Source organism: Streptomyces sp. NBC_01485, assembly GCF_036227125.1.
GTDB lineage: Bacteria > Actinomycetota > Actinomycetes > Streptomycetales > Streptomycetaceae > Streptomyces.
In genome coordinates this window covers 7836199-7860086 of record NZ_CP109435.1, presented here as the reverse complement: position 1 = coordinate 7860086, position 23888 = coordinate 7836199, and the positions used below count along the sequence as shown (strand labels likewise).

Here is a 23888-nt window from a genome sequence, read left to right as displayed (position 1 = left end):
CCGAAGTGTGTGACGTAGGTCACGAACAGGAATGATATTGAGCAGGCAATTTCAAAAAGCATCGAGAGCAAACTCGCGGCCCTGATCCAAGCGTCAACAGCGGCCAAACTCAACGCCCATGAACGTTTTCGAGTGTCCGGCCGCCGACCGAGAAGCCCGCCATGACAGCTCCGACGACGGTGACGCTGCTTCTGCGGCTGTCAGGGCGGTCGGTCACATGGCGCGGGCCGTCACGAACCACTGCGACGGCAGCTCGATCCGAGTGCCGTCGGGCGCGGACTCCGTGGTGCTGAGCGGCAGTTCGCCGGAGGCCAGGACCCTGAGCCCGGCGGTGCGCAGATACTCGGGCACCGCGTCGTCGGCGACCTCGCCGGGGGCGATGCCGTGCCGGAGGATCGGCGCGAGCTTGGGCGGCGGACCGGCCGCGCTCTGCGCCAGCGAGCCGAGGACGAGGCGGGCGGCCTCCGACGGTTCGACGAGGAAGGCCCGGCCGCGCTCCCCCACCAGCGCGGCGATCCCGTCAACCAGCGGCTGCCGGTCGGCCGGCTCACACTGGTGCAGGACACCCCTCATGTAGACGTTGGCGTCCCCGAGTTCGGCGTGCAGCGTCTCGGCCGCGCCCTTCTCCGCCGCGTCCAGCAGCCGGTACGTCGCCAGTCCGGCGGGGTCGGCGCGCCGGGCGTGGTCGAGGGCCGCGGCGGACAGGTCGGCGCCGACCACGTGCGGGAAGCGGTCGGCGAAGTACCGGGTCTGGGTGCCGTTGCCGCAGCCGAGGTCCACCAACGCGAGTTCCGCGTCGGTGAGATAGGGCTCGAAGTGGGCGAGGTGGACGGCGGCGGTGACGCGCGGATCCGCGTCCCAGAACACACCGCCCGGCTCACCTGGCGCCTCCCGCCAGAAGCCCTCCCACGCCTCCCGGTACCGACGCGCCACGCTCATGCCCAACTCCCCATGACACAAGGCCGATCCGCCGCAAGTGACGGGCGAGTACGGTCTACCGCCCCCTGGTCTCCGCGACAAGCGCGCCGCGCACTCCTTCACGCCGCCTACGAGATCCGCACACCCGTTGCGCGCCTCGTTCGGCCCGGTTGCGCCCTCCCTGCGGGCCGCGTTCAGCGGCGCGGCAGCGTCAGCTCGAACCAGACGGTCTTCCCCGCGCCCGTACGGCTGGTGCCCCACTCGCGGGCCAGCGTGCTCACCACGCGCAACCCCCGCCCGAACTCCTCGCCGGGTCCGCCACTCAGCAGGGTCGGCAGTTCGTGATCGTCGTCCTCGACCTCGCACAGCAACGTCTCGCCGCGTACGAGGCGCAGGGCCACGGGGCGCCGGTGGGAGTGCCGCAGGGCGTTGGTGACGAGTTCGCTCACCATGAGCTCGGCCGCGTCGGCCGGTTTCGCCAGGCCCCAGTCGTGGAGCTGCTCGCGGACCACCGCGCGGGCCCGGCCGGCCTCGGCCGGTTCGAGGGGGAACCGCCACTCGGCGACGTCGTCCGGTTCGATGCCGTTCAGCCGGGCCATGAGCAGGGCGACGTCGTCCTTGCGGCTGCCGCGGCCCGCTTCGGAGAAGGTCACGGCGAGGGCGCGGATGATGGTGTCGCAGGCGTCGTCCATGGAGGCGGCCGGGTGGGCGGCGGACTCGCAGAGCGCCGCCAGGCCCACGCCGATGTCCTCGCCGCGGATCTCCACCAGGCCGTCGGTGCACATGACGAGCCGGTCGCCCGGTTCCACCCGTACGCGTACCGCCTCGAAGGGCACCCCGCCGACGCCGATGGGCGCCCCGGTGGGCAGGTCGAGAAGTTCGCTGCGGCCGTCGACGGCACGCACCAACACCGGTGGAATATGGCCCGCGTTGGCGATGTGGAGTTCGCTCTCGATCGGGTCGTAGACGGCGTACAGGCAGGTCGCGAGGTAGGTGTCGCCCAGCCGTTGCGCCAAGTCGTCCAGGTTGCGCAGGAGTTGGGCGGGCGGCAGGTCGAGGGCGGCCATGGTCTGCACGGCCGTCCGCAACTGGCCCATCATGGCTGCCGAGTTGAGGCCGTGGCCCATGACGTCGCCGACGACGAGGGCGGTACGTGCGCCGGGCAGCTTCACCGAGTCGAACCAGTCGCCGCCGACGCGCCCGAGCAGCGTGCCCGGCAGATAGCGGGTGGCGATGTCGCAGCCCGCCATGCGGGGCGGGATGTGCGGCAGCATGCTGTCCTGGAGGGTCTCGGCGACGCTCTCCTGGTAGGTGTACATGCGCGCGTTGTCGAGCACGAGGCCCGCGCGGGCGGCGAGTTCGGCGCCGGTGACCCGGTCCATGTCGTTGAAGACGGCGCGCTCGGGGTGGCGCAGCAGGATCATGAAGCCGAGGACGACGTGACGCGCCTTCAGCGGGACGACGAGCATGGAGCGCCCGGTGATGAGGGGCCGTATGTCGCGCTTCTCGAACTGCGAGGCGATGGCGTGCCCCAACTGCTCGCTGATACGCGGCACGAGGACCGGCTCGCCGGTGGTCATGCACTGGAAGAACGGGGTGTGCGCGGGGAAGGGCATCGCCTCGCCGACGGGTATGACGTCGTCCCAGCGGCCGGGTTCGTCGGTGTGCTCGACGGCCACCCGGTGCCACATGGTGGTCGTGTCCGGCACGCCGTCGGGGAACCCCTCACCGGCGACGACCTGTTCCCGCAGGTAGGTGCCGGCGACGTCGGTGAAGCGCGGGACGACGGCTCTGCTGACCTCGAGGATCGTGCGGGACAGGTCGAGGGAGGTGCCGATCTTCCCGCTGACCTCGTTGAGGAACTCCAGGCGTTCCCGGACGGCGACGTACTCGAGGTCCTCGCCCTCATCGCCTTCGCCTACTAGGTCATCCGGTATCGGAAGCCCTTCGGCGGCGGCGCGGGCCGCCCGCTCGCGACGGGCTCTTCGCTCGACGCGCCGGGTCACGCCCCAGTCGGGAGTCACCGGCACCCGGTCGTTCTGGCTGAACTCCAGGACGGGGTAACCGAGTTCGAGGATCTGGGCGACGATCCGGGCGCCTTCGCCGACGCTCATGCTGGGCAGGATCTCGGGCAGTCGGCCGGCCAGATCCTCGGCGCCGGGGAAGTCGGTGTGCCGCGCGAAGCCGGGGGCGATGCACTCGACGGCCGCCCGGTCCGCTGGCTCGTCCTGATCTTCCTGATCTTCCTGATCGTCTTGGTGCAGTGCCGCCGCGTCGGCCGCCAGTACCAGCAGCCGTTCCGTTCCCGGTCCGACCAGTGGGTACGCCCACCACAGGACGTCGACACGGTCGCCGTCCCGCTCGGGCACGGTCAGCCGGGCCCGCCCGGCGGCCGGGTAGCCGAGGCCTTGATCGAGGGAGGAGTCCAGCCCCGGCCCGAGGCCGTCGTGGGCCGCGTAGTCCCCATAGCCTCCGGATCCCCCGGAGCCCCCATAGCCTCCGGATCCGCCGGTGCCCTTGTATCCGCTGTATCCGCCGGTTGCCCCGTATCCGCCGTCCGGAAGGTCGTCGTCGGGCTCGGGGAGCGCGCCGGAGACGGGGAGCAGGTCGATCGCGGGCCGGCCGATCGCCTCTTCCTTGACGGCGCCGAAGAGGCGGCGTGCGCCGGTGCTCCAGTGGGACACGAGGCCCTCGCGGTCCACTACGACCACAGCCAGCGGGACGCGCCCGGCGTCGGCCCCGTCCTGCGCCGCGTCGCTCCCGGCTTCGTGGCTGGGAGGTGCGTCCCTCTCGGTGCCACGGTCCATGGCCCAGGCCCTCTCTCCCCAGAGCTGTACAAGATCTGTCCCGCCGTCACCACCGTACGGCGCACGTCGGTCGGCATGTGCGGCAATGGTGGAATTGGTTTCACCCGGGTCCGCCGGGGTACGACGGGAAACTCCGCACGTCCGGGTACCCGTACGGGCCGGCGTCAGTCCGCGTGGCCGAGTCGCAGGTCACGTTCCGTGCGGTCGCCGCCCGCCACTTGGAGGACGGTGGCGACCGGCGGGTAACCGGAGGCGATGACGGTGTACTCGCCGGAGGACAGGTCGACGAAGCGGAATGTGCCGTCGGATCCTGTGGTGAGGGTGTCCACGACGTTGCCCGCCGCGTCCAGGAGGGTCACGCGAGCGTCCTCGACGGGGCGCCCGCCGCTGGCCCGGACCGTGCCGTGCAACAAGGCGCCGCCGGCGAGTTCGACGTCCTGGCGGGTCTCGCGGGAGGCCTGGACGCTGACCGGCAGGGCCGCCGGGCGGTAGGCGGGCGCGCTGGCGGCGAGGGTGTACTCCCCGGCGACGAGTTCGGTGATGACGTAACCGCCCTCGTGGCCGCTGCGGGTGCTGGCGACGACCTCGCCGTGGACGTTGGTGAGGGTGACGGTGGCCTCCCGCACCGGGGCGCCGTCCGCCGTCACGACGCTCCCGGCGAGCCGGCCGGCGCCGCCGAGGACGACGTCCAGTTCGACGGAGCGTTCGCCGACGGTGACGGAGACGGCCTGCGGCTGGTGGCCGCCGGCGGCGGCGATCAGGACGTACGCGCCCGCTCCGGGCGTGGACAGCGCGTACCGTCCGTCCTCGCCGCTGGCGCCCCGGCCGATCTGCTGTCCGGTCACGTCGATGAGGGTGAGCGCCGCGCGGGGCACGACGGTCCCGTCGGGATGCCGCACCGTGCCGCAGACCGGGATCCCGGCGGTGTACGGGACACGGGCCGGCAAGACACGGGCCTGCGGGATCGGCGTGGTCACGGGGGCGGGTTCCGTCTCGGCGGCTTCGGCGGCGTCGGCGGCGTTGTGGGTCACCAGCGGTTTCTCCTTGAGGAAGCAGGCGATGAGCAGCCCGAGGACGAGCACCGGTACGAGGTAGAGGAAGATCCGCGGCATGGCGTCGGCGTACGCGCGGACGTAGGCGTCGCGCAGCGCCGGGGGCAGCCCGTGGACGAGCTGCGGGGTGAGCGACTCGGGGTCCGGGAGCCCGGCGCCGGTGCGGGCGGGCAGGCGGTCGTGCAGGGCGTCGGTGAGCCGGTCGGCGAAGAGGGTGCCGAAGATCGCCGCGCCGACGCTGCCGCCGATCTGCCGGAAGTAGTTGTTGGCGCTGGTGGCGGTGCCGAGGTCGGCGGGGCGTACGGAGTTCTGCACGGCGAGGACGAGGACGGGCATCACCAGGCCGATGCCGGCGCCGAGGACGGCCATCCACAGGCTGTACTGCAGCCGGGGCGTGTCGACCTCCAGCCGGGACAGCAGCCACATGCCGAGGACGGCGAGGGCGCTGCCGAGGACGGGATAGATCCGGTAGCGGCCGGTCTGAGTGATGAGCTGGCCGGAGAGGACCGAGGCGCCGACGATGCCGCCCATCATGGGCAGCATGAGCAGCCCGGACTCGGTGGCGGAGGCCCCGTCGACCATCTGCAGGAAGGTCGGCAGATAGCTGGCGGCGCCGAACAGCGCGACACCGATCACCAGCCCGACCAGTGCGGTGACGTTGAAGACGGGGTCCCTGAACAGCCGCAGCGGGATGAGGGGTTCGGCGGCGATGCCCTCGACGACGAGGAAGAGGACGGTCGCGGCGGCGGCGCCCGCGCCGAGGCCGACGACGACGCTGGAGTCCCAGGCGTACTCGGTGCCGCCCCAACTGGTCAGCAGGACCAGGCAGGTGGAGGCCACGGCGAGCAACAGGGCGCCGAGGACGTCGAATCGGGGCTTCGCCGTCGGCTTCGGGAGTTCGAGGACGACGGTGACCACGGCGAGGGTGACGAGGCCGAAGGGGACGTTGATGTAGAAGCACCAGCGCCAGGAGAGGTGGTCCGTGAAGTAGCCGCCGAGCAGCGGTCCGGCGACCGAGGCGAGGCCGAACGCGGCGCCGATGAGGCCCATGAACCGGCCGCGCTGCCGCGGCGGCACGATGTCCGCGATGATCGCCTGCACGCCGATCATGAGCCCGCCCGCGCCGACGCCCTGGACGGCCCGGAAGGCGATCAACTGGTCCATGGTCTGCGCGCGTCCGGCGAGCGCGGAGCCGATGACGAAGACGACGATCGCGAACTGGAAGACGCTCTTGCGGCCGAGGAGGTCGCCGAGCTTGCCGTAGACGGGGAGTCCGACGGTGGCGGTGAGCAGGTAGGCGGTGATCGCCCAGGACATCTTGTCCAGGCCGTGCAGCTCGCCGACGATCTTCGGCAGGGCGGTGGCGACGATCATCTGCTCCAGCGCCGCGAGGAGCAGCGCGAGCATGAGGGCGAAGAAGACCAGCCGCACCCGGCGTTGGCCGGGTCCCGGCCCGGTGGCCGGCGCCGCGGGCGGGTCTTCCGCGGGAGGTGCCGTGACCGGCTCGTCCTGCACCAGAGTGGTCCCGCCCATGTCCCGCTCCCCTCGTCGCACCTGCCACACAATTCCCGCGTAAAGCGACAACTACGAGCAAGCGCGACGAGTTACGGGGCCATCCCGGTCACAAGGGAGATCCACTCGAACCGGTGAAAGGGATCAACGCGCAGGGAGCGCACGGGTGTTGATCTACTTCTCGACCTCGGTGGCGAGGTTGGCGAGGATCACGTCGTAGATCCGGCCGAGGCCCTTGGGCGCGAAGGTCCTCTCGAAGAAGCCGCCGATGCCGCCGGCGCCGGTCCAGGTGGTGGTGACGACCACCCGGGACGAGCCCTCGCCGGCCGGGGTGACGCGCCAGACGGTGACCATCGAGGAGTTGCGGTCCTTCTCGACGAGCTCGCCGTCGGTCGGTTCGGTGACCTCCAGGAGGCAGTCGCGGACCCGCTTGCTGGTGGCCTGGAGCCGCCAGTGGACGAGGGTGCCCTCGCCGTCGCCGCCCTCCCGCACCTCGTACTCGCTGAAGTGCTCGGGCAGCAGCTTCGCGCGCGCGCCGCTGTAGTCGGCGATGGTGTCGAACACCTTCTCCGGGTCCGCAGCGACGACCCGCTCGGTGGTGGCCTCGACCTGCGCCATGGGGTTCCTCCAGGTCCGTGTTGCTCAGGGTTGATCAGGGTTCCTCAGGTTCGGGGCAAGCCAACCACCCCGGTCCACGGCCACCCAAATCGGGGTCCCCGAAGCGATCGCGGGGCGATCGAAACGGACTGCCTGAGACCCGCCGCGGACCGCCTGAGGCGCGCCGTCGACTGCCGACGACTGCCGACGACCGTCGAGGGCCGCCGAGAGCCTGTCGCGCGATCCACGAGCTGGCCGAGGAGTACGGCATCGGCCCCACGCGCGCGGGGATGCCGCGGCGTATCCCGCAGCCGCCGCCGGTCGGGACGGTCGATCCGGCCGAGGAGCCCACCGACTCCGGGCCGACCCAACTCACGCTGATCTGAGCGCGTTCGAGCGCATCCGGCAACCCGAACGGGTCAAGTAACGCCGGAAAAGGTTCTTACCGACGATCTTCCCGGGACGATGCGGCGAGGGCCGTGACCTGCGCGGTCCGGCCGTCTCCAGCACTTCGCTCTCCGTCCCTCCGTCCCGGGAGTACTCCATGAACAAACGCGCAGCCATGCTGTGCGCTGCCGCCGTCGTCGTGGCCGGGACGGTCACGGCCGTGCCCGCCGCGGCGAGCCCGTCGCACCCCGCGGCGCCCGCCCGCGCGGCGAAGCTCTCCTGGAAGAGCTGCGGGACCACCGACCAGCCGAAACTCCAGTGCGCGTCCCTGGAGGTGCCGCTCGACCACGCGCAGCCGGGCGGGAAGCGGATCACGCTGGCGCTGTCGCGCGTCCCGCACACCGCGAAGACGTACCAGGGCCCGCTGCTGGTCAATCCCGGCGGCCCGGGCGGCAGCGGGCTGAGCCTCGCCGGATTCGTCGCCTCGGCGCTGCCGAAGGCGGTGGCAGCCCAGTACGACGTCATCGGCTTCGACCCGCGCGGGGTCGGCAAGAGCACTCCCGCACTGGACTGCAGGCCCGGCCACTTCACCCCGGTCCGCCCGGACTCGGTGCCGAGCACCGAGGCGATCGAGCAGGCCAACCTGACGCGCGCCCGGTCGTTCGCCGCGGCCTGCGAGAAGAAGTACGCGGGCGTGCTGCCGTACATCGACACCCTCAGCGCCGTCCGCGACATGGACGCGATCCGGGCCGCGGTCGGCGCGCAGCAGCTGAACTACTTCGGCTACTCGTACGGCACCTACCTCGGCGCGGTGTACGCCAAGCTCTACCCGCAGCGGGTGCGGCGCCTGGTCCTGGACTCGGTCGTCGACCCCACCGGGGTCTGGTACGAGGACAACCTCACGCAGGACCTGGCCTTCAACGACCGCCACCGGGCCCTGATGGCGTGGATCGCCAAGTACGACAAGACGTACAAGCTCGGCACCGACCCGGAGAAGGTCGAGACCAAGTGGTACGCGATGCGGGCGGCCCTCGCGAAGAAGCCGGCCGGCGGCAAGGTGGGCGCGTCGGAGCTGGAGGACACCTTCATGCCCGGCGGCTACTACAACGGCTACTGGCCCCACCTCGCCGAGGCGTTCGCCGCGTACGTGAACGACAAGGACGACGACCCGCTGGTCGAGGCGTACGAGAACTTCGCCGCCGTCGACGCCGCGGGGGACAACGGGTACAGCGTCTACACGTCGGTGCAGTGCCGTGACGCCTCCTGGCCGCGCGACTGGGACGAGTGGCGTACGGACAACTGGTCGGTGTACGCGAAGGCGCCGTTCATGACCTGGAACAACGCCTGGTACAACGCACCGTGCGCGTTCTGGCCGACCGAGCGACTGGGGCCGGTGAACGTCACCAACGGCGACCTCCCGCCGGTCCTGCTGTTCCAGGCGACGAACGACGCGGCCACGCCGTACGAGGGCGGCGCGACGGTCCACGCGCTGCTGCGCGGCTCCAGCCTGGTGGTCGAGGAGGGCGGCCAGAACCACGGCATCACCCTGAGCGGGAACACCTGCCTGGACAAGCACCTGGCGACCTACCTGACCGACGGCACCGTGCCGCGCGGCACGGGCGGGGTCGACGCCGTGTGCAAGGCGCAGCCCGACCCGAAGCCGCTGACCACGAAGGTCACCTCGCGCACGGCCCACGGCTCGACGCTGCACGGGCTGCTGGGATTCCGCGGCTGACCGTTGACCGCCGCCCCGTCGGGGGTGTTGTCACCCACCCCCGACGGAGTCGCCGCCGCGGCCCCGGCGGCTCTGCTTCGCGATCAGGCCGCAGGGCCGGCATACGTGCTGAACCGCAGGTACACCCCGATGTCCGCGGGCATGTCCGGCGAGATCGTCCGGTAGCTGCACAACTCCTGCAACCCTCCGGTGTCTTCCCGCAGTCCCGCCGTCAACTGCCGCAGGATCTCGGCGTGCGGGCGCGAGTCGATGCCCTCCAGTTCCATGAGCCGGGCGATGCGTACGGCCGCCTCCGCGTCGGAACGGGCGTTGTCCGGCAGCCGCAGATAGACGTTGGCCTCCTCCGGGCCGGGCGCGCCCTCCCGGAACGCCAGGCAGGTCATCGGCTCGTTGCTCACGATGCCGCTGTCCCGCCCGTAGATGACGGTGCGCGCCCGGGCCGCCCGGTCCGGCTCGTAGCGGTGCGCCAACGCCCCTACGGTGTCCAACTCGCTCATCGGCATGGGGCGGTGCCGGTAGTAGACCTTCACGCGGGAGGCGTCTCCGGCGTCCAGATCGAGGGCCATGAGCTCCAACTCGTGCCCACGCCGCGCCAGTTCCTCTCCCCGGCACGCCACCGGTTCCCAGGCGTCCGCCAGGCCCAGCCGGTGCATGGCCTCCGCCATGACCTCGTACGCGCCGTCCAGGCCGTGCACCTGCGGGTTGAGATAGACCTTGTAATGGGGCCGCTTCCCCGGCCGCCAGGCCAAGGAGTGCCAGATGGTGGCCCGGTAGTGATCGGGGGCGGACGTGATGAACAGATCCTCGATGCCCAGGTATCGCGTGATGTCCACGCCCGGGCTCCCGGCGAGCCGGCGCGTCAGTTCCCGGCCGGCCTCCTGGCAGCCGAGCGGGGTGCCGTCGGCGCCGAGCGACTCGAACAGGATGCGGACCTCGGGGCGGCCGTCCTTCCAACTGACGGAGAGTTCGGCGGGAAAGCCGTCGGCCGAGACGAACGAGGGGGGATCGCAACGCGTTCCGACGGGCCGCGCGGCCCACGGGTGGATCACTTCCCGCAGCTCCTCCAGCACGGTCTCCGTCTCCCACTGGTCCGTCCCCAGGCCACGGCAGACCGCCGTCCACTTCTCTTCCAGGAACCGGCCGAACGTCATTGCCGAGCCTTGACGCACGTTCAGGTCGGATATCTCATCGGGGAGTTGCGCACTCGTCACTGTCCATCACCCTCCATAGCCGGACCGATCCGGCCTCGTCCACGGTCACTTGGGCAGCCCGAAAGGCACGCCAAGCCATCGCAGTTCAGCGGAGGGCGATCTTCCCCTCGTGAAGATATTCGAATCTCGAACTAGTGGCCGATAACCCCCCGTCGCCTTCCGGCCCCACCGCAGCCGGGGCCGCCTTCGACGAAGGTGGTCAAACTCACCTACATGGACGAGGCGTTCGAGGTGGCGGGCGCCCTGGTGCCCGAGGTGAGGTACCTCGGGCGTCTCCCCGCCTGACACCCGCCGGCCCGGTTCTCCTCACCGCTGCCGAGGGATCCGCGCCAGCGCGTGCACGGCCGCCTCCGCGAGCACCGGGTGGGCGAGGGCGTCGCTCAGGACCGGCCGGGCGCGGCCGTCGCCCAGCGCGCCGAGCCCCTCCACGCACGCGAGGGCCACCCGCCGGTGGGGGTCGTGCGGGCGCAGCCGCCGCCGGAGCGTCGTGATCAGCGCGGGCACGGACTCGGGCGCCCGCAGCTCCACCAGGAGCCGGACGGGGTGCAGGGCGTAGGCCACGCGCAGTTCGTTGGTGGCCAGGGCCGCCGCCGCGCGGGCGGTGCGGGGGTCGCCGAGGCGGGCCAGCGCGTGGGCGGCGGAGGCGCAGCGCGGCGGGTCCCGGTGGTTGAGCAGGAGCACGAGCGCCTCGAAGGCGCGCCGGTCCCCGGCCAGCCCCAGCCGGAACGCGGCCAGCTCCCGGGCCCACAACGGCTGCCCCGGCTCGGTGAGCACGCCCGCCAGTTCGTCGTGATCGCACGCCGCCGTGAGCCGCTCGTACAGCGCCGTGCCGCCCGACTCCCGCCGTAAACGCTCCGTGACCGCTCGCAACTCTTCGCTCATGTGGCGAGCCTAGAACTTGTGCGGCCCCTCAGGGAGTTACATCACAGCCACGGGGGCTGGCGCGCTCGTTACTCCCCGGTTAGGCTCAGACGAGCGATTCACCCATTCGCTACACCTCCTCGCGGTGGCCTGGTGACGCAGTCGCCGCGAGAGAAGTCGGTTCGGTACCTCGTACCGCTGTACGGCCCGGCCACGGGACAGAGGCCGGTCGGATCTCCCGTTCGTCTCCGGGCGTGTGCACGCCCCGGACCTACGGCACCGGGCGTGTGCGCTTGCAGCCCGGCAACACCCGCACTCCCCTTCTCCGCACTCGGTGCGTCCAGGCCTCGTACTTCGTACCTCGTACAGGCCCCCTCGGCGCACCCGGGCGCGTTCCCAGTCGTCACCTCATTCCTGGAGTCCCGCGATGGTCGCTCCCCTGTCCGACACCCCTCTGTCCCCGCTCCGGACGATCGCCGTCATCGGCCTCGGCACCATGGGCACCGGCATCACCGAGGTTCTGGCCAAGGCCGGCCGCGAGGTGATCGGCGTCGACATCAGCGAGGCCCAGGCCGCGCGGTCCCTCGCCACGCTGGAGGCCTCCACCGCCCGCGCCGTGCAGCGCGGCCGGCTCACCGAGCAGGAGCGCACGGCCGCCCTGGCCCGCGTCCGCGTCTCCACCGACCTGCGCACGGCGGCCGACGCCGACCTGGTCATCGAGGTGACGCCGGAGTCGTACGAGATCAAGCAGCAGATCTTCCGCGAGCTGGACGGGATCGTGCGCCCCGAGACGATCCTCGCGACCGGCACCAACGCGCTGTCCGTGACCCGCCTCGCCGCCGACTCGGCGCGTCCGGAGCGGGTGCTCGGACTGCACTTCTTCAACCCGGCGCCGGCGATGAAGCTGGTCGAGGTCGTCTCCTCGGTGCTGACCGCCCCCGCCGCCGTCACCGCCGTCACCGACCTCGCCCTCGACCTCGGCAAGGAGCCCGTCGCGGTGGGCGACCGGCCCGGATTCGTCGCCGACGGCCTGCTGTTCGGCTACCTCAACCAGGCCGCCGCGATGTACGAGGCCCGGTACGCCTCCCGCGAGGACATCGACGCGGCGATGCGGCTGGGCTGCGGTCTGCCGATGGGGCCCCTCGCCCTGCTCGACCTGGTCGGCGTCGACACCGCCCGTACGGTCCTGGAGGCCATGTACGCCGAGTCGCACGACCGGCTGCACGCCCCCGCGCCGATCCTCAAGCAACTCAGCGAGGCGGGCCTGACCGGCCGGAAGTCGGGCCGCGGCTTCTACACCTACGAGGCCCCCGGCAGCGCGACGGTCGTCCCGGACGCGCTCACCCCCCTCTCCGGCGGGATCACGACCACCGGCCGCCCGGTGCGCAGTGTCGGCGTCGCGGGCTCCGGCACCATGGCCTCCGGCATCGCCGAGGTCTTCGCCAAGGCGGGCTACGACGTCGTCCTCGCCGCCCGCAGCGAGGAGAAGGCGCAGACCGCCAAGGCCCGTATCGGCAAGTCGCTGTCCCGGTCGGTCGACAAGGGGCGGCTGACCGCCGAGGCCGCCGCGCAGATCCTGGACCGGATCACCGCCGCCGGCACCTACGACGCGTTCGCCGACGTCGACCTGGCCGTCGAGGCCGTCGCCGAGGACCTCGCGGTCAAGCAGCAGTTGTTCGCGACGCTGGACAAGGTCTGCAAGCCCGGCGCGATCCTCGCCACGACGACCTCCTCACTGCCCGTCGTCGCCTGCGCCCGCGCCACCTCGCGCCCGCAGGACGTGATCGGCATGCACTTCTTCAACCCGGCGCCGGCCATGAAGCTGGTCGAGGTCGTCCGTACGGTGTTGACGGCCGAGGACGTCCACGCGACGGTTCGCGAGGTGTGTGGACGGATCAAGAAGCACGCCGTCGACTGTGCGGACCGTGCGGGCTTCATCGTGAACGCACTGCTTTTCCCGTACCTCAACAACGCGATCAAGATGGTGCAGGAACACTATGCGTCTCTTGACGACATCGACGCCGCGATGAAGCTGGGCGGCGGCTACCCGATGGGCCCCTTCGAGCTGCTGGACGTCGTCGGGCTCGACGTCTCCCTCGCCATCGAGAAGGTCCTGCACCGCGAGTTCCGCGACCCGGGACTCGCTCCGGCCCCGCTTCTGGAGCACCTGGTGGCCGCGGGCTGCCTCGGCCGCAAGACCGGCCGCGGCTTCCGCGAACATGCCCGCCGCTGACGGCCCCGGCCACCGGCTCCCGGCGGGCGAGGACTGGGGCGGGCTGCTCGACCCCACGGGCGGGCCCGCCGAGGCCGGGGGTGACCCCGGACAGGCACACCGAGCTGCGCACATGCAGTACGTTCGGGTCATGCCCCAGCCCGCCAGGTCCTCACGTACACCAGCCACGTCCGACGCGCCGGAAAGTGCCGCTGGCAGCCGCGCCGCCGCCCAACGGCTCAAGATGCGCCGAGAACTGGCGGCCGCGGCCATGGAGCTGTTCGCGACCAAGGGGTACGAGGCGACCACCGTCGACGAGATCGCGGCCGCCGCCGGGGTCGCCCGCCGGACTTTCTTCCGCCACTTCCGTTCCAAGGAAGAGGCGATCTTCCCCGACCACGACGACACGCTGATCCGGGCCGAGGCGGTGCTCAACGCGGCCCCGGCGCACGAGCACCCGCTCGACACGGTGTGCCGCGGCATCAAGGAAGTCATGAAGATGTACGCGGCCCGGCCGGAGATCTCGGTCGCCCGCTACAAGCTGACCCGCGAGGTGCCCACCCTGCGCGAGGCGGAGATCGCGTCGGTGGCCCGCTATGAGCGCCTCTTCACCCGCTACCTGCTCGGCCACTTCGACGAGCACGCGCACGACGATGACGCCAACGACGACCCGCTGCTCGCCGAGGTCGCCGCGTCCGCCGTGGTCACCGCCCACAACCACGTCCTGCGCCGCTGGCTGCGGGCGGGCGGCCAGGGCGACGTCGAGACCCAGCTCGACCACGCCTTCGCGATCGTCCGGAAGACGTTCGGGACGGGCATCGGAGCCGGCCGCAGCAGCGCCGGCGCCCCCGCGCAGGCCCCGGCGGCGATCTCCGCGCACGGCGAGGTACTGGTCACGGTCGCCCGCACCGACGCCCCGCTGGACGAGGTCATGCGGGCCATCGAGCAGGCGCTCAAGGAGCGCTGAGGCGACCTTCCACCGCGTGACGACAAGCTGACGGCCACCCCACCGGGTGGCCGTTTTCGCATGTCAGGGCCACCTTTTCGCGCGGATCTCCGCGGATTTCCGCCCGAGTTTCGCGGATTTCGGACCCCGTTCGATCGATCATCGCTCATTTGTTACGTAAAGATTTCATCCGAGAGGAACTTATGGCACTCAGTGCCTTGCGAGGTGACACGCGGTGTCATACGTTGGAGGTGTCCGGGCGGCCGGCGTGCAGAGACCTTTCGTACGTCGGCTGTCCCCGCAAGCACATGGCCTGCGTGCCCGGACGCCTGCGTCACAGGCAACCTCCCGCGCCACAAAGCGCTGCCGAACAGCACCACCGCCGAACCGACGGCACTTCCACCCACCCCTCAGCAGCACCGCCGTAACCCTCAGAGCCCCGCCCTCAGGGCGCTCACCGCCGGAGGCAACACCGTGACCATTCAGGCAATCCTGGACGCGATCCAGTCGCCGGACTCGACACCGGACGACTTCGCCGCTCTGCCGCTCCCCGAGTCCTACCGCGCGATCACCGTGCACAAGGACGAGACGGACATGTTCGCGGGCCTCGAGACCCGCGACAAGGACCCCCGCAAGTCGATCCACCTGGACGACGTCCCGGTGCCCGAACTCGGGCCCGGTGAGGCCCTGGTGGCCGTGATGGCCTCCTCGGTCAACTACAACTCCGTGTGGACCTCGATCTTCGAGCCGATGGCGACCTTCGGCTTCCTGGAGCGCTACGGCAGGCTCAGCGAGCTGACCAAGCGGCACGACCTGCCGTACCACATCATCGGCTCCGACCTCGCGGGCGTCGTCCTGCGCACCGGCCCGGGCGTGAACGCCTGGAAGCCGGGCGACGAGGTCGTCGCGCACTGCCTGTCCGTCGAGCTGGAGTCCTCCGACGGCCACAACGACACGATGCTCGACCCCGAGCAGCGCATCTGGGGCTTCGAGACCAACTTCGGCGGCCTCGCCGAGATCGCGCTCGTCAAGTCCAACCAGCTGATGCCGAAGCCGGGTCACCTGTCGTGGGAGGAGGCGGCGGCCCCCGGGCTCGTCAACTCCACCGCCTACCGGCAGTTGGTCTCCCGCAACGGCGCCGGCATGAAGCAGGGCGACAACGTCCTGATCTGGGGCGCGAGCGGCGGACTCGGCAGCTACGCCACGCAGTTCGCGCTGGCCGGCGGCGCCAACCCCATCTGCGTCGTCTCCTCGCCGCAGAAGGCGGAGATCTGCCGGGCCATGGGCGCCGAGGCGATCATCGACCGCACCGCCGAGGACTACCGGTTCTGGCAGGACGAGCACCACCAGGACCCGCGCGAGTGGAAACGTTTCGGCAAGCGCATCCGGGAACTCACCGGCGGCGAGGACGTCGACATCGTCTTCGAGCACCCCGGCCGCGAGACGTTCGGCGCGAGCGTGTACGTCACCCGCAAGGGCGGCACGATCGTCACCTGCGCCTCGACCTCCGGCTTCAACCACGAGTACGACAACCGCTACCTGTGGATGTCCCTGAAGCGGATCATCGGCTCGCACTTCGCCAACTACCGTGAGGCCTGGGAGGCCAACCGGCTGGTCGCGAAGGGCAAGATCCACCCGACGCTGTCGAAGGTCTACTCCCTGGAGGAGACCGGCCAGGCCGCCTACGACGTGCACCGCAACCTCCACCAGGGCAAGGTCGGCGTCCTCGCGCTGGCCCCCCAGGAGGGTCTCGGTGTGCGCGACGAGGAAAAGCGCGCCCGGCACATCGACGCCATCAACCGCTTCCGCAACATCTGAGACACCCGAGGTCATAGATGACTGAGCGTCAGCCCGCCGAAGGCAAGCGGGAGAAGGACCGGCCGTGGCTCATGCGCACGTACGCCGGTCACTCCACGGCCGAGGCGTCCAACGAGCTGTACCGGCGCAACCTCGCCAAGGGCCAGACCGGCCTGTCGGTCGCGTTCGACCTGCCGACGCAGACCGGCTACGACTCCGACCACATCCTCGCCCGCGGCGAGGTCGGCCGGGTCGGCGTGCCGGTGGCCCACGTCGGTGACATGCGCCGGCTGTTCCAGGACATCCCCCTGGAGCAGATGAACACCTCGATGACGATCAACGCCACCGCCATGTGGCTGCTGGCGCTCTACCAGGTCGTCGCGGAGGAGCAGGGCGCCGACGTCACCCAGCTCCAGGGCACGACCCAGAACGACATAGTCAAGGAGTACCTGTCCCGGGGCACGCACGTGTTCCCGCCGGGGCCGTCGCTCCGGCTGACCACGGACATGATCACGTACACGGTCTCCCACCTCCCCAAGTGGAACCCGATCAACATCTGCAGCTACCACCTGCAGGAGGCGGGCGCCACGCCGGTCCAGGAGATCGCGTACGCCATGTCGACGGCGATCGCCGTGCTGGACGCCGTCCGGGACTCGGGGCAGGTGCCGGCCGAGAGGTTCGGCGACGTCGTCGCCCGGATCTCCTTCTTCGTGAACGCGGGCGTCCGCTTCGTCGAGGAGATGTGCAAGATGCGCGCCTTCGGCCGCATCTGGGACCGGATCACCCGCGAGCGCTACGGCATCGAGAACCCCAAGCAGCGCCGCTTCCGCTACGGCGTCCAGGTCAACTCCCTGGGCCTGACCGAGGCGCAGCCGGAGAACAACGTCCAGCGGATCGTGCTGGAGATGCTCGCCGTGACGCTGTCGAAGGACGCACGCGCGCGTGCCGTGCAGCTCCCTGCCTGGAACGAGGCCCTCGGCCTGCCCCGCCCCTGGGACCAGCAGTGGTCGCTGCGCATCCAGCAGGTCCTCGCCCACGAGAGCGACCTGCTGGAGTACGAGGACATATTCGAGGGCTCGCACGTCATCGAGGCGAAGGTCGCGACACTGGTCGAGGAGTCCTTCGCGGAGATCGAGCGGATCCAGGAGATGGGCGGCGCGATGGCCGCCGTCGAGTCGGGCTACCTCAAGTCGCAGCTCGTCTCCTCGCACGCCGAGCGCCGGGCTCGTATCGAATCCGGTCAGGACAAGATCATCGGCGTCAACATCTTCGAGACGACCGAGCCCAATCCCCTGACCGCGGATCTCGACACGGCGATCCAGACCGTCGATCCGGCGGTCGAGGCCCGGGTCATCGCCTCCCTCCAGCACTGGCGCGACACCCGCTACCAGCCGCCCTTCAACCACCCGCGCCCGTGCAAGGCGCTGGAGAAGCTGAAGGAGGCCGCCAAGGGCACCGCCAACCTCATGGAGGCCACCCTGGAGTGCGCCCGCGCCGGGGTCACGACCGGCGAGTGGTCCGGCGCGCTGCGCGAGGTGTTCGGCGAGTTCCGGGCGCCGACCGGGGTCTCCTCGGCGCCGGTCGCGGTCCCCGCGGAGGAGGGCTCGGCCATGGCCGACGTCCGCCGCAAGGTCGATGTGACGGCGCGGGACATGGGCGTCGGCAAGCTGCGCTTCCTGGTCGGCAAGCCGGGGCTGGACGGGCACTCCAACGGCGCCGAGCAGATCGCCGTACGCGCGCGTGACGCCGGGTTCGAGGTGGTCTACCAGGGTATCCGGCTGACGCCCGAGCAGATCGTGGACGCCGCGCTGGAGGAGGACGTCCACGCGGTGGGCCTGTCCATCCTGTCCGGCTCGCACGCCCAACTGGTGCCGGACGTGCTGGATCGGCTGCGTGTGGCCGGTGCCACAGATATTCCGGTGATCGCCGGTGGCATCATCCCCCATGGTGACGCGGAGCAGCTCAGGGCCGCCGGCGTCGCCGCCGTCTTCACCCCGAAGGACTTCGACATCACCGGAATCATCGGCCGCATCGTCGACGAGATCCGGAAAGCGAACAAGCTCGACCCCCTGGAGGTCCCCGCATGACAGTCAACCGTCTGCGTCCGCGCCGCTCGTGTCTCGCGGTCCCCGGAAGCAACCCCCGCTTCCTGGAGAAGGCCCAGGGTCTCCCCGCCGACCAGGTCTTCCTGGACCTGGAGGACGCGTGCGCGCCGCTCGCCAAGCCGGAGGCGCGGCACACCATCGTCAAGTTCCTCAACGAGGGTGACTGGACGGGCAAGACGAGGGTCGTACGCGTCAACGACTGGACGACCGAGTGGACGTACCGCGACGTCGTGACGGTGGTCGAGGGGGCCGGCCCCAACCTCGACTGCATCATGCTGCCGAAGGTGCAGAACGCCCAGCAGGTCGTCGCGCTGGACCTGCTGCTGACCCAGATCGAGAAGACGATGGGCTTCGAGGTCGGCCGGATCGGCATCGAGGCGCAGATCGAGAACGCGCAGGGCCTCAACAACGTCAACGAGATCGCTCAGGCCAGTCCACGGGTCGAGACGATCATCTTCGGTCCGGCCGACTTCATGGCGTCGATCAACATGAAGTCGCTCGTCGTGGGCGAGCAGCCGCCCGGCTACCCGGCGGACGCCTACCACTACATCCTGATGAAGATCCTGATGGCCGCCCGTGCCAACGACCTCCAGGCGATCGACGGCCCCTACCTCCAGATCCGCAACGTCGACGGCTACCGCGCGGTCGCCCAGCGGGCCGCCGCGCTCGGCTTCGACGGCAAGTGGGTGCTGCACCCGGGCCAGGTCGAGGCGTCCAACGAGATCTTCTCGCCCTCGCAGGAGGACTACGACCACGCCGAGCTGATCCTGGACGCGTACGACTACTGCACGTCCGAGGCGGGCGGCAGGAAAGGCTCGGCGATGCTCGGCGACGAGATGATCGACGAGGCGAGCCGCAAGATGGCGCTGGTCATCTCCGGCAAGGGCCGCGCCGCCGGCCTGAAGCGCACCAGCACGTTCGAGATCCCGGAGGCGTGACGCGATGCAGTTCGGGCGCACCTACGAGGAGTTCGAGGTCGGGGCGGTGTACAAGCACTGGCCGGGAAAGACGGTCACGGAGTACGACGACCACCTCTTCTGTCTCCTCACGATGAACCACCACCCGCTCCACATGGACGCCAACTACGCGGAGCGGACGACCGACTTCGGCAAGAACGTCGTCGTCGGCAACTACATCTACTCCCTCCTGCTCGGCATGTCCGTGCCGGACGTCTCCGGCAAGGCGATCGCCAACCTGGAGATCGAGTCGCTCAAGCACGTCGCGCCGACCTTCCACGGCGACACGCTGTACGGGCAGACGACCGTGCTCGACAAGTGGCCGTCGAAGTCGAAGAACGACCGCGGGATCGTGTATGTCGAGACCAAGGGCTACAAGCAGGACGGCACTCTCGTGTGCGTGTTCCGCCGCAAGGTGCTGGTGCCGACCGAGACGTACATCAAGGAGCGCGGCGGGGAGCAGCCGGGCCGGCCCGAGCTCAAGGAAAAGGAACAGGGGAAGTAGCCATGGCGCGACTCGCCCAGACCGCCGGTCTGACCGACGTCCAGCAGGAGATCCTCTCCACCGTCCGCGACTTCGTGGACAAGGAGATCATCCCGGTCGCGACCGAGCTGGAGCACCGCGACGAGTACCCGCAGCAGATCGTCGACGGCCTCAAGGAGTTGGGCCTGTTCGGCCTGATGATCCCGGAGGAGTACGGGGGCCTGGGCGAGTCCCTCCTCACCTACGCGCTCTGCGTCGAGGAGATCGCCCGCGGCTGGATGTCGGTGTCCGGCATCATCAACACGCACTTCATCGTGGCGTACATGCTCAAGCAGCACGGCACACAGGAGCAGAAGGACCACTTCCTGCCGCGCATGGCGCTCGGCGACGTCCGGGGCGCGTTCTCCATGTCGGAGCCGGGCCTCGGCTCGGACGTGTCGGCGATCACGTCGAAGGCGGTACAGGACGGCGAGGAGTACGTCCTGAACGGCCAGAAGATGTGGCTGACGAACGGCGGAACGTCGTCCCTGGTGGCCGTTCTCGTGCGAAGTGACGAAGGACACCCGGAGGGCACGGCCCCCCACAAGTCGATGACGACCTTCCTGATCGAGAAGGAGCCCGGCTTCGGCGAGGTCCGCCCGGGCCTCACGATCCCCGGCAAGATCGAGAAGATGGGCTACAAGGGTGTCGACACCACCGAGATGATCATGGATGGCCTGCGCCTTCCCGCAGACCGCGTGCTCGGCGGGGTCACCGGCCGGGGTTTTTACCAAATGATGGACGGTGTGGAGGTGGGCCGCGTGAACGTCGCGGCGCGTGGCTGCGGCGTCGCCCACCGTGCCTTCGAGCTCGGCGTCCGGTACGCCCAGCAGCGCCATACGTTCGGCAAGGCGATCGCCCAGCACCAGGCGATCCAGTTCAAGCTGGCCGAGATGGCTACCAAGGTCGAGGCCGCCCATGCGATGATGGTGAACGCTGCACGCAAAAAGGACTCCGGAGAACGAAACGACCTCGAGGCAGGGATGGCGAAGTACCTCGCCTCCGAGTACTGCAAGGAGGTCGTGGAGGACGCCTTCCGGATCCACGGCGGTTACGGCTTCTCCAAGGAATACGAGATCGAGCGCCTCTACCGCGAGGCCCCGATGTTGCTGATCGGTGAAGGCACCGCCGAAATCCAGAAAATGATCATTGGTCGCAGGTTGCTCGAGGAGTATCGGTTCCAGGGCTGATTGTCCAAGTTGGGGGTGTTTTCTTCGAGAAGAAGATCACACCCCGTCAACTTCCGTCAGCCGTCGACTCGGCTTCCTGGCTTACCCAGTTGCGGCCACGAACCGCTACCATCGCGGAAAGCCGCCGTCCCCCGTCGAAGCGCGGCATCGTCCGCTACGAAGGTCATCCATGCCCCACAGCCAAACCTCTGCACACCGCGACAGCCTGGTAGGCGCACGCCTCGCGCGCGGAGCATCGCCGTGGCTTCTGCCGACCGTCGCCACCGCAGCCGTCAGCCTGCTGCGCGCCCGCCACTCGGGCGTCGCCAAGGCCGTCGCCGTGCCCGCCACCGCTCTCGCGGCGGGCATGCTGTGGTTCTTCCGCGACCCCGAGCGCGAGATCGCCTCGGGCCGGGTCATCTCCCCCGCCGACGGTGTGGTGCAGAGCATCATGCCGTGGAAGGACGGGCGCACCCGGGTCGCGATCTTCATGAGCCCGCTCAACGTCCACGTCAACCGCGCGCCGCTGGCCGGCACCGTGACGTCGGTCGAGCACATCCCCGGCGGGTTCGTGCCGGCGTTCAACAAGGAGAGCGAGAACAACGAGCGCGTCGTCTGGCACTTCGACACCGAGCTCGGTGACATCGAGATGATCCAGATCGCCGGAGCCGTCGCCCGCCGCATCGTCCCCTACATCCCCGAGGGCACGAAGGTCGAGCAGGGCGAGCGCGTCGGCCTGATCCGCTTCGGCTCACGTGTCGACATCTACCTCCCCGAGGGTGTGGACGTCGCGGTCGAGGTGGGGCAGAAGACAGTGGCGGGGGTGACTCGCATTGACCGTGATTGACCCTGAGACCCAGGCGGGCTGGGTGCCCGAGGCCGACGAGGTGGACGAAGAGGAGGAGATGCCCCTCTCTCTCCGCCTGTCGATAGCGGACACCCTCACCCTCGGCAACGCCACGTGCGGCTTCATGGCGGTGTACTTCACCACCACCGGGATCCTGATCCCGCACCTCACCGGCAGCCAGGAATCCGGCATGGCCCGCCACAGCGCGGCCACGGCGGTCATCCTGATGCTCTGCGCGGCGGTCTTCGACCTCTTCGACGGCCTGGTCGCCCGCAAGCTGCGCTCCTCCCCGATGGGCGCGGAGCTGGACAACCTCTCGGACCTGATCAGCTTCGGTCTGGCCCCGGCGTACTTCGTCCTGGTCTACGGCATGGTCGCCGACGACGCACACCAGCGGGTGGCGGCGGTCGGCGCGATCGTCGTACTGCTCGCGGTGGTGCTGAGGCTCGCGAGATTCTCGTGCGTCACCGTCAAGGACGGCACCTTCCAGGGCATGCCGTCACCGTTCGGCGCGCTGACGGTCGTCTCGATCGTGCTCCTCGAGCTGCCCTTCGCGGCGACGCTCATGGCCATCCTGGGCACCGCCTGGCTGATGGTGAGCCGGGTCGAGTACCCGAAGCCGCGGGGCCGCCTCGCCGGTGCGATGCTCGCCTGGATCGTGCTGTCGATGGGCATGCTGGCGGCCTGGGCGTTCGACGCCCCGAGCGGTCAGCTCCTGCTCCAGACCGGCTGCGCGCTGCAACTGGTCATGGGCGCGGTCATCCCGCTGTTCGCCACGGCCCGCCGGGTGAACAACTTCCGCGACAACCGCCGCGAGGCACGGGCAGCCCAGCTGCCCTGACCGTCACCTCACCGTCAAACGGGTGTGGCCCGAGCCTTCAACGGCTCGGGCCACACCCGTTTGACGGGGCAACTACCTTTCCCCTACGCCCATTTGCAGGGGGCCGGGAAGAAGAGGACGGTGGAATCAGGGGGATTCAGAGGGATTCGTCCCGTTCGATGGATCGGAGGGCGACCATGCCCGCACACACCCCCACGGACCACTTCGTCCCGCACACCTCGACGATCCCGGCGAACTCGGGCGCCGGCGTGAAGCTGTTCGTCCGTGAGTACGACGGCACCAAGCCAGGCCACACACCCCAACCGGTCCTGATGCTCCACGGCAGAAGCGTGCCAGTGGTCACGGGGTTCGACCTCTTGCTCCCCCCGGGGTCCGGTGGCTCCGCGACCCGGTACAGCTGGGCGCAGGACCTGGCCGACGACGGCTACGACGTGTTCCTCATGGACCTTCAGGGAAGCGGACGCTCGCCACGCCCGCAGATGGACGCGCCGTGCAACGCCAACCCGGCGCAACAGAACATCCTGATCCCGAACCCCCTCTCCGCCACGTGCGCACCTCCCTACCCGCACCAGCTGGGCAACTCCGAGAGCGAGTGGGCGGAGCTGAACACCGTCGTCAAGTTCATCAGGGGGCTGCCCGGCAGGAACCATCCGATCGACTTCATCGGCTGGTCCGCCGCGGCGTTCGTCATGGGCCCCTACACGCTCCAGCACCCCGGCGACGTCCGGAACCTGCTCCTGCTCGCGCCGATCTTCCCGCCGCAGGGCCGCTGGTCCACGAACCCCGCGGATCCCTTCGGGCGCCCGCCGGAGGCCTCGACCCTGCCCATGTCCCTGCCGGCTGTCACGTTCGGCTTCCCGATGAACGTCGGCAGCAAGACCGGCTTCACGGCCGGCTGGGACAAGGAGCAGGCCAGCCCGCTGCAGCGCGAGCCAGGCATCGAGGACAAGGTGTGGGCCTCCCTCATGGAGAACGACCCCGTCGGCAGCAAGTGGGGCACCGAGCTGTCACCAGGCGTGTTCGAGGGGATCCTGCGGTACCGGAACACCTACTGGTGGGGCTGGAACAACCAGACCGTCCCGCAGAAGGACCCGGGAAGCACCTACGTACTCGGTGACCGGGTCCCCGTGCTCATCCTCTACGGCGAGCAGGACACGCAGGCCAACACCTCGGCGACGCTCCCTCCGGTCCTGCACTTCTCCACCACGGACCTCTACGAGGCCGTCAAGGGACCGCACAAGCTGATGTTCAAGCTGGCCGGCGCGGGACACTCCGTGCCCTGGGAGCGCAACTCCAAGGTCGTGCAGCGCTTCGCGAGGCACTGGCTCGACAAGGGCAAGATCGAGGGCCTGACGAGCGGCAGCTACTACCGGGACGACGACGGCGCCCTGTTCCCCATATAGGGCCTCGTA

General features: G+C 70.0%; 17 protein-coding genes. 11 read left to right on the top strand and 6 right to left on the bottom strand.

Annotated elements, in window-relative coordinates; all coding sequences use genetic code 11:
* Positions 1-213: 213 nt before the first annotated feature.
* The 4 genes from OG352_RS34625 to OG352_RS34610 form a co-directional block, all read right to left on the bottom strand.
* Positions 214-939, bottom strand: a complete 726-nt coding sequence (locus tag OG352_RS34625) for a class I SAM-dependent methyltransferase (protein WP_329222384.1) — start codon at positions 937-939, stop codon at positions 214-216.
* A gap of 173 nt (positions 940-1112) precedes the next feature.
* Positions 1113-3725, bottom strand: a complete 2613-nt coding sequence (locus OG352_RS34620; protein ID WP_329222383.1) for a SpoIIE family protein phosphatase — start codon at positions 3723-3725, stop codon at positions 1113-1115.
* A gap of 164 nt (positions 3726-3889) precedes the next feature.
* Entirely contained in the window at positions 3890-6310 is a 2421-nt protein-coding gene (locus OG352_RS34615; protein WP_329222382.1) for an MFS transporter, read from the bottom strand.
* 153 nt (positions 6311-6463) lie between these two features.
* Positions 6464-6907 (bottom strand): SRPBCC family protein, encoded by a 444-nt coding sequence (locus OG352_RS34610; RefSeq protein ID WP_329222380.1) that lies wholly within the window; start codon positions 6905-6907, stop codon positions 6464-6466.
* A gap of 523 nt (positions 6908-7430) precedes the next feature.
* Between OG352_RS34610 and OG352_RS34600 the strand changes: the two genes are divergently transcribed.
* Positions 7431-9008, top strand: a complete 1578-nt coding sequence (locus tag OG352_RS34600; RefSeq protein WP_329222378.1) for an alpha/beta hydrolase — start codon at positions 7431-7433, stop codon at positions 9006-9008.
* 83 nt (positions 9009-9091) lie between these two features.
* On the opposite strand, the gene OG352_RS34595 is transcribed toward OG352_RS34600, so the two are convergent.
* Together OG352_RS34595 and OG352_RS34590 are read right to left on the bottom strand one after the other, a co-directional pair.
* A complete protein-coding gene (locus OG352_RS34595) occupies positions 9092-10159 on the bottom strand; it encodes a tryptophan dimethylallyltransferase family protein (protein WP_329222376.1) in 1068 nt (355 codons plus the stop codon).
* Positions 10160-10525: 366 nt separating this feature from the next.
* Positions 10526-11101 carry an adenylosuccinate lyase gene (locus OG352_RS34590; protein WP_329222375.1) on the bottom strand — a complete coding sequence of 192 codons (576 nt, stop codon included), beginning with the start codon at positions 11099-11101 and terminating at the stop codon, positions 10526-10528.
* Positions 11102-11507: 406 nt separating this feature from the next.
* On the opposite strand from OG352_RS34590, the gene OG352_RS34585 reads away from it, so the two are divergent.
* The 10 genes from OG352_RS34585 (at position 11508) to OG352_RS34540 (ending at position 23879) form a co-directional block, all read left to right on the top strand.
* A complete protein-coding gene (locus OG352_RS34585; protein WP_329222374.1) occupies positions 11508-13313 on the top strand; it encodes a 3-hydroxyacyl-CoA dehydrogenase family protein in 1806 nt (601 codons plus the stop codon).
* Positions 13314-13425: 112 nt separating this feature from the next.
* Entirely contained in the window at positions 13426-14259 is an 834-nt protein-coding gene (locus tag OG352_RS34580) for a TetR family transcriptional regulator (protein WP_329224066.1), read from the top strand.
* Between the two features lie 453 nt (positions 14260-14712).
* Positions 14713-16056 carry a crotonyl-CoA carboxylase/reductase gene (ccrA, locus tag OG352_RS34575; protein ID WP_329222373.1) on the top strand — a complete coding sequence of 448 codons (1344 nt, stop codon included), beginning with the start codon at positions 14713-14715 and terminating at the stop codon, positions 16054-16056.
* Positions 16057-16073: 17 nt separating this feature from the next.
* Positions 16074-18122 carry a protein meaA gene (locus OG352_RS34570; protein ID WP_329222372.1) on the top strand — a complete coding sequence of 683 codons (2049 nt, stop codon included), beginning with the start codon at positions 16074-16076 and terminating at the stop codon, positions 18120-18122.
* A complete protein-coding gene (locus OG352_RS34565) occupies positions 18119-19078 on the top strand; it encodes an HpcH/HpaI aldolase/citrate lyase family protein (RefSeq protein WP_329222370.1) in 960 nt (319 codons plus the stop codon). Before OG352_RS34570 ends, OG352_RS34565 begins: the two co-directional genes overlap by 4 nt.
* 4 nt (positions 19079-19082) lie before the next feature.
* On the top strand, positions 19083-19601 hold the full coding sequence (locus tag OG352_RS34560) for a MaoC family dehydratase (RefSeq protein ID WP_329222368.1): 519 nt from the start codon (positions 19083-19085) through the stop codon (positions 19599-19601).
* A gap of 2 nt (positions 19602-19603) precedes the next feature.
* Entirely contained in the window at positions 19604-20809 is a 1206-nt protein-coding gene (locus OG352_RS34555) for an acyl-CoA dehydrogenase family protein (protein WP_329222367.1), read from the top strand.
* A 169-nt stretch (positions 20810-20978) separates the two neighbouring features.
* Complete coding sequence (locus OG352_RS34550) at positions 20979-21635, top strand: phosphatidylserine decarboxylase (protein ID WP_329222365.1); 657 nt, start codon at positions 20979-20981, stop codon at positions 21633-21635.
* A gap of 22 nt (positions 21636-21657) precedes the next feature.
* Positions 21658-22476, top strand: a complete 819-nt coding sequence (gene pssA, locus OG352_RS34545; RefSeq protein WP_093772056.1) for a CDP-diacylglycerol--serine O-phosphatidyltransferase — start codon at positions 21658-21660, stop codon at positions 22474-22476.
* 176 nt (positions 22477-22652) lie between these two features.
* Positions 22653-23879: an alpha/beta hydrolase gene (locus tag OG352_RS34540; RefSeq protein ID WP_329222363.1), complete on the top strand. Its 1227-nt coding sequence runs from the start codon at positions 22653-22655 to the stop codon at positions 23877-23879.
* Positions 23880-23888 lie beyond the last annotated feature (9 nt).

Coding starts and splice junctions, on each gene's coding strand:
- OG352_RS34625 (WP_329222384.1), bottom strand. CDS start 939: ATGAGCGTGGCGCGTCGGTACCGGGAGGCGTGGGAGGGCTTCTGGCGG.
- OG352_RS34555 (WP_329222367.1), top strand. CDS start 19,604: ATGGCGCGACTCGCCCAGACCGCCGGTCTGACCGACGTCCAGCAGGAG.
- OG352_RS34620 (WP_329222383.1), bottom strand. CDS start 3,725: ATGGACCGTGGCACCGAGAGGGACGCACCTCCCAGCCACGAAGCCGGG.
- OG352_RS34565 (WP_329222370.1), top strand. CDS start 18,119: ATGACAGTCAACCGTCTGCGTCCGCGCCGCTCGTGTCTCGCGGTCCCC.
- OG352_RS34610 (WP_329222380.1), bottom strand. CDS start 6,907: ATGGCGCAGGTCGAGGCCACCACCGAGCGGGTCGTCGCTGCGGACCCG.
- OG352_RS34540 (WP_329222363.1), top strand. CDS start 22,653: ATGCCCGCACACACCCCCACGGACCACTTCGTCCCGCACACCTCGACG.
- OG352_RS34570 (WP_329222372.1), top strand. CDS start 16,074: ATGACTGAGCGTCAGCCCGCCGAAGGCAAGCGGGAGAAGGACCGGCCG.
- OG352_RS34600 (WP_329222378.1), top strand. CDS start 7,431: ATGAACAAACGCGCAGCCATGCTGTGCGCTGCCGCCGTCGTCGTGGCC.
- OG352_RS34615 (WP_329222382.1), bottom strand. CDS start 6,310: ATGGGCGGGACCACTCTGGTGCAGGACGAGCCGGTCACGGCACCTCCC.
- OG352_RS34585 (WP_329222374.1), top strand. CDS start 11,508: ATGGTCGCTCCCCTGTCCGACACCCCTCTGTCCCCGCTCCGGACGATC.
- OG352_RS34580 (WP_329224066.1), top strand. CDS start 13,426: ATGCAGTACGTTCGGGTCATGCCCCAGCCCGCCAGGTCCTCACGTACA.
- OG352_RS34550 (WP_329222365.1), top strand. CDS start 20,979: ATGCCCCACAGCCAAACCTCTGCACACCGCGACAGCCTGGTAGGCGCA.
- OG352_RS34595 (WP_329222376.1), bottom strand. CDS start 10,159: ATGACGTTCGGCCGGTTCCTGGAAGAGAAGTGGACGGCGGTCTGCCGT.
- OG352_RS34590 (WP_329222375.1), bottom strand. CDS start 11,101: ATGAGCGAAGAGTTGCGAGCGGTCACGGAGCGTTTACGGCGGGAGTCG.
- OG352_RS34560 (WP_329222368.1), top strand. CDS start 19,083: ATGCAGTTCGGGCGCACCTACGAGGAGTTCGAGGTCGGGGCGGTGTAC.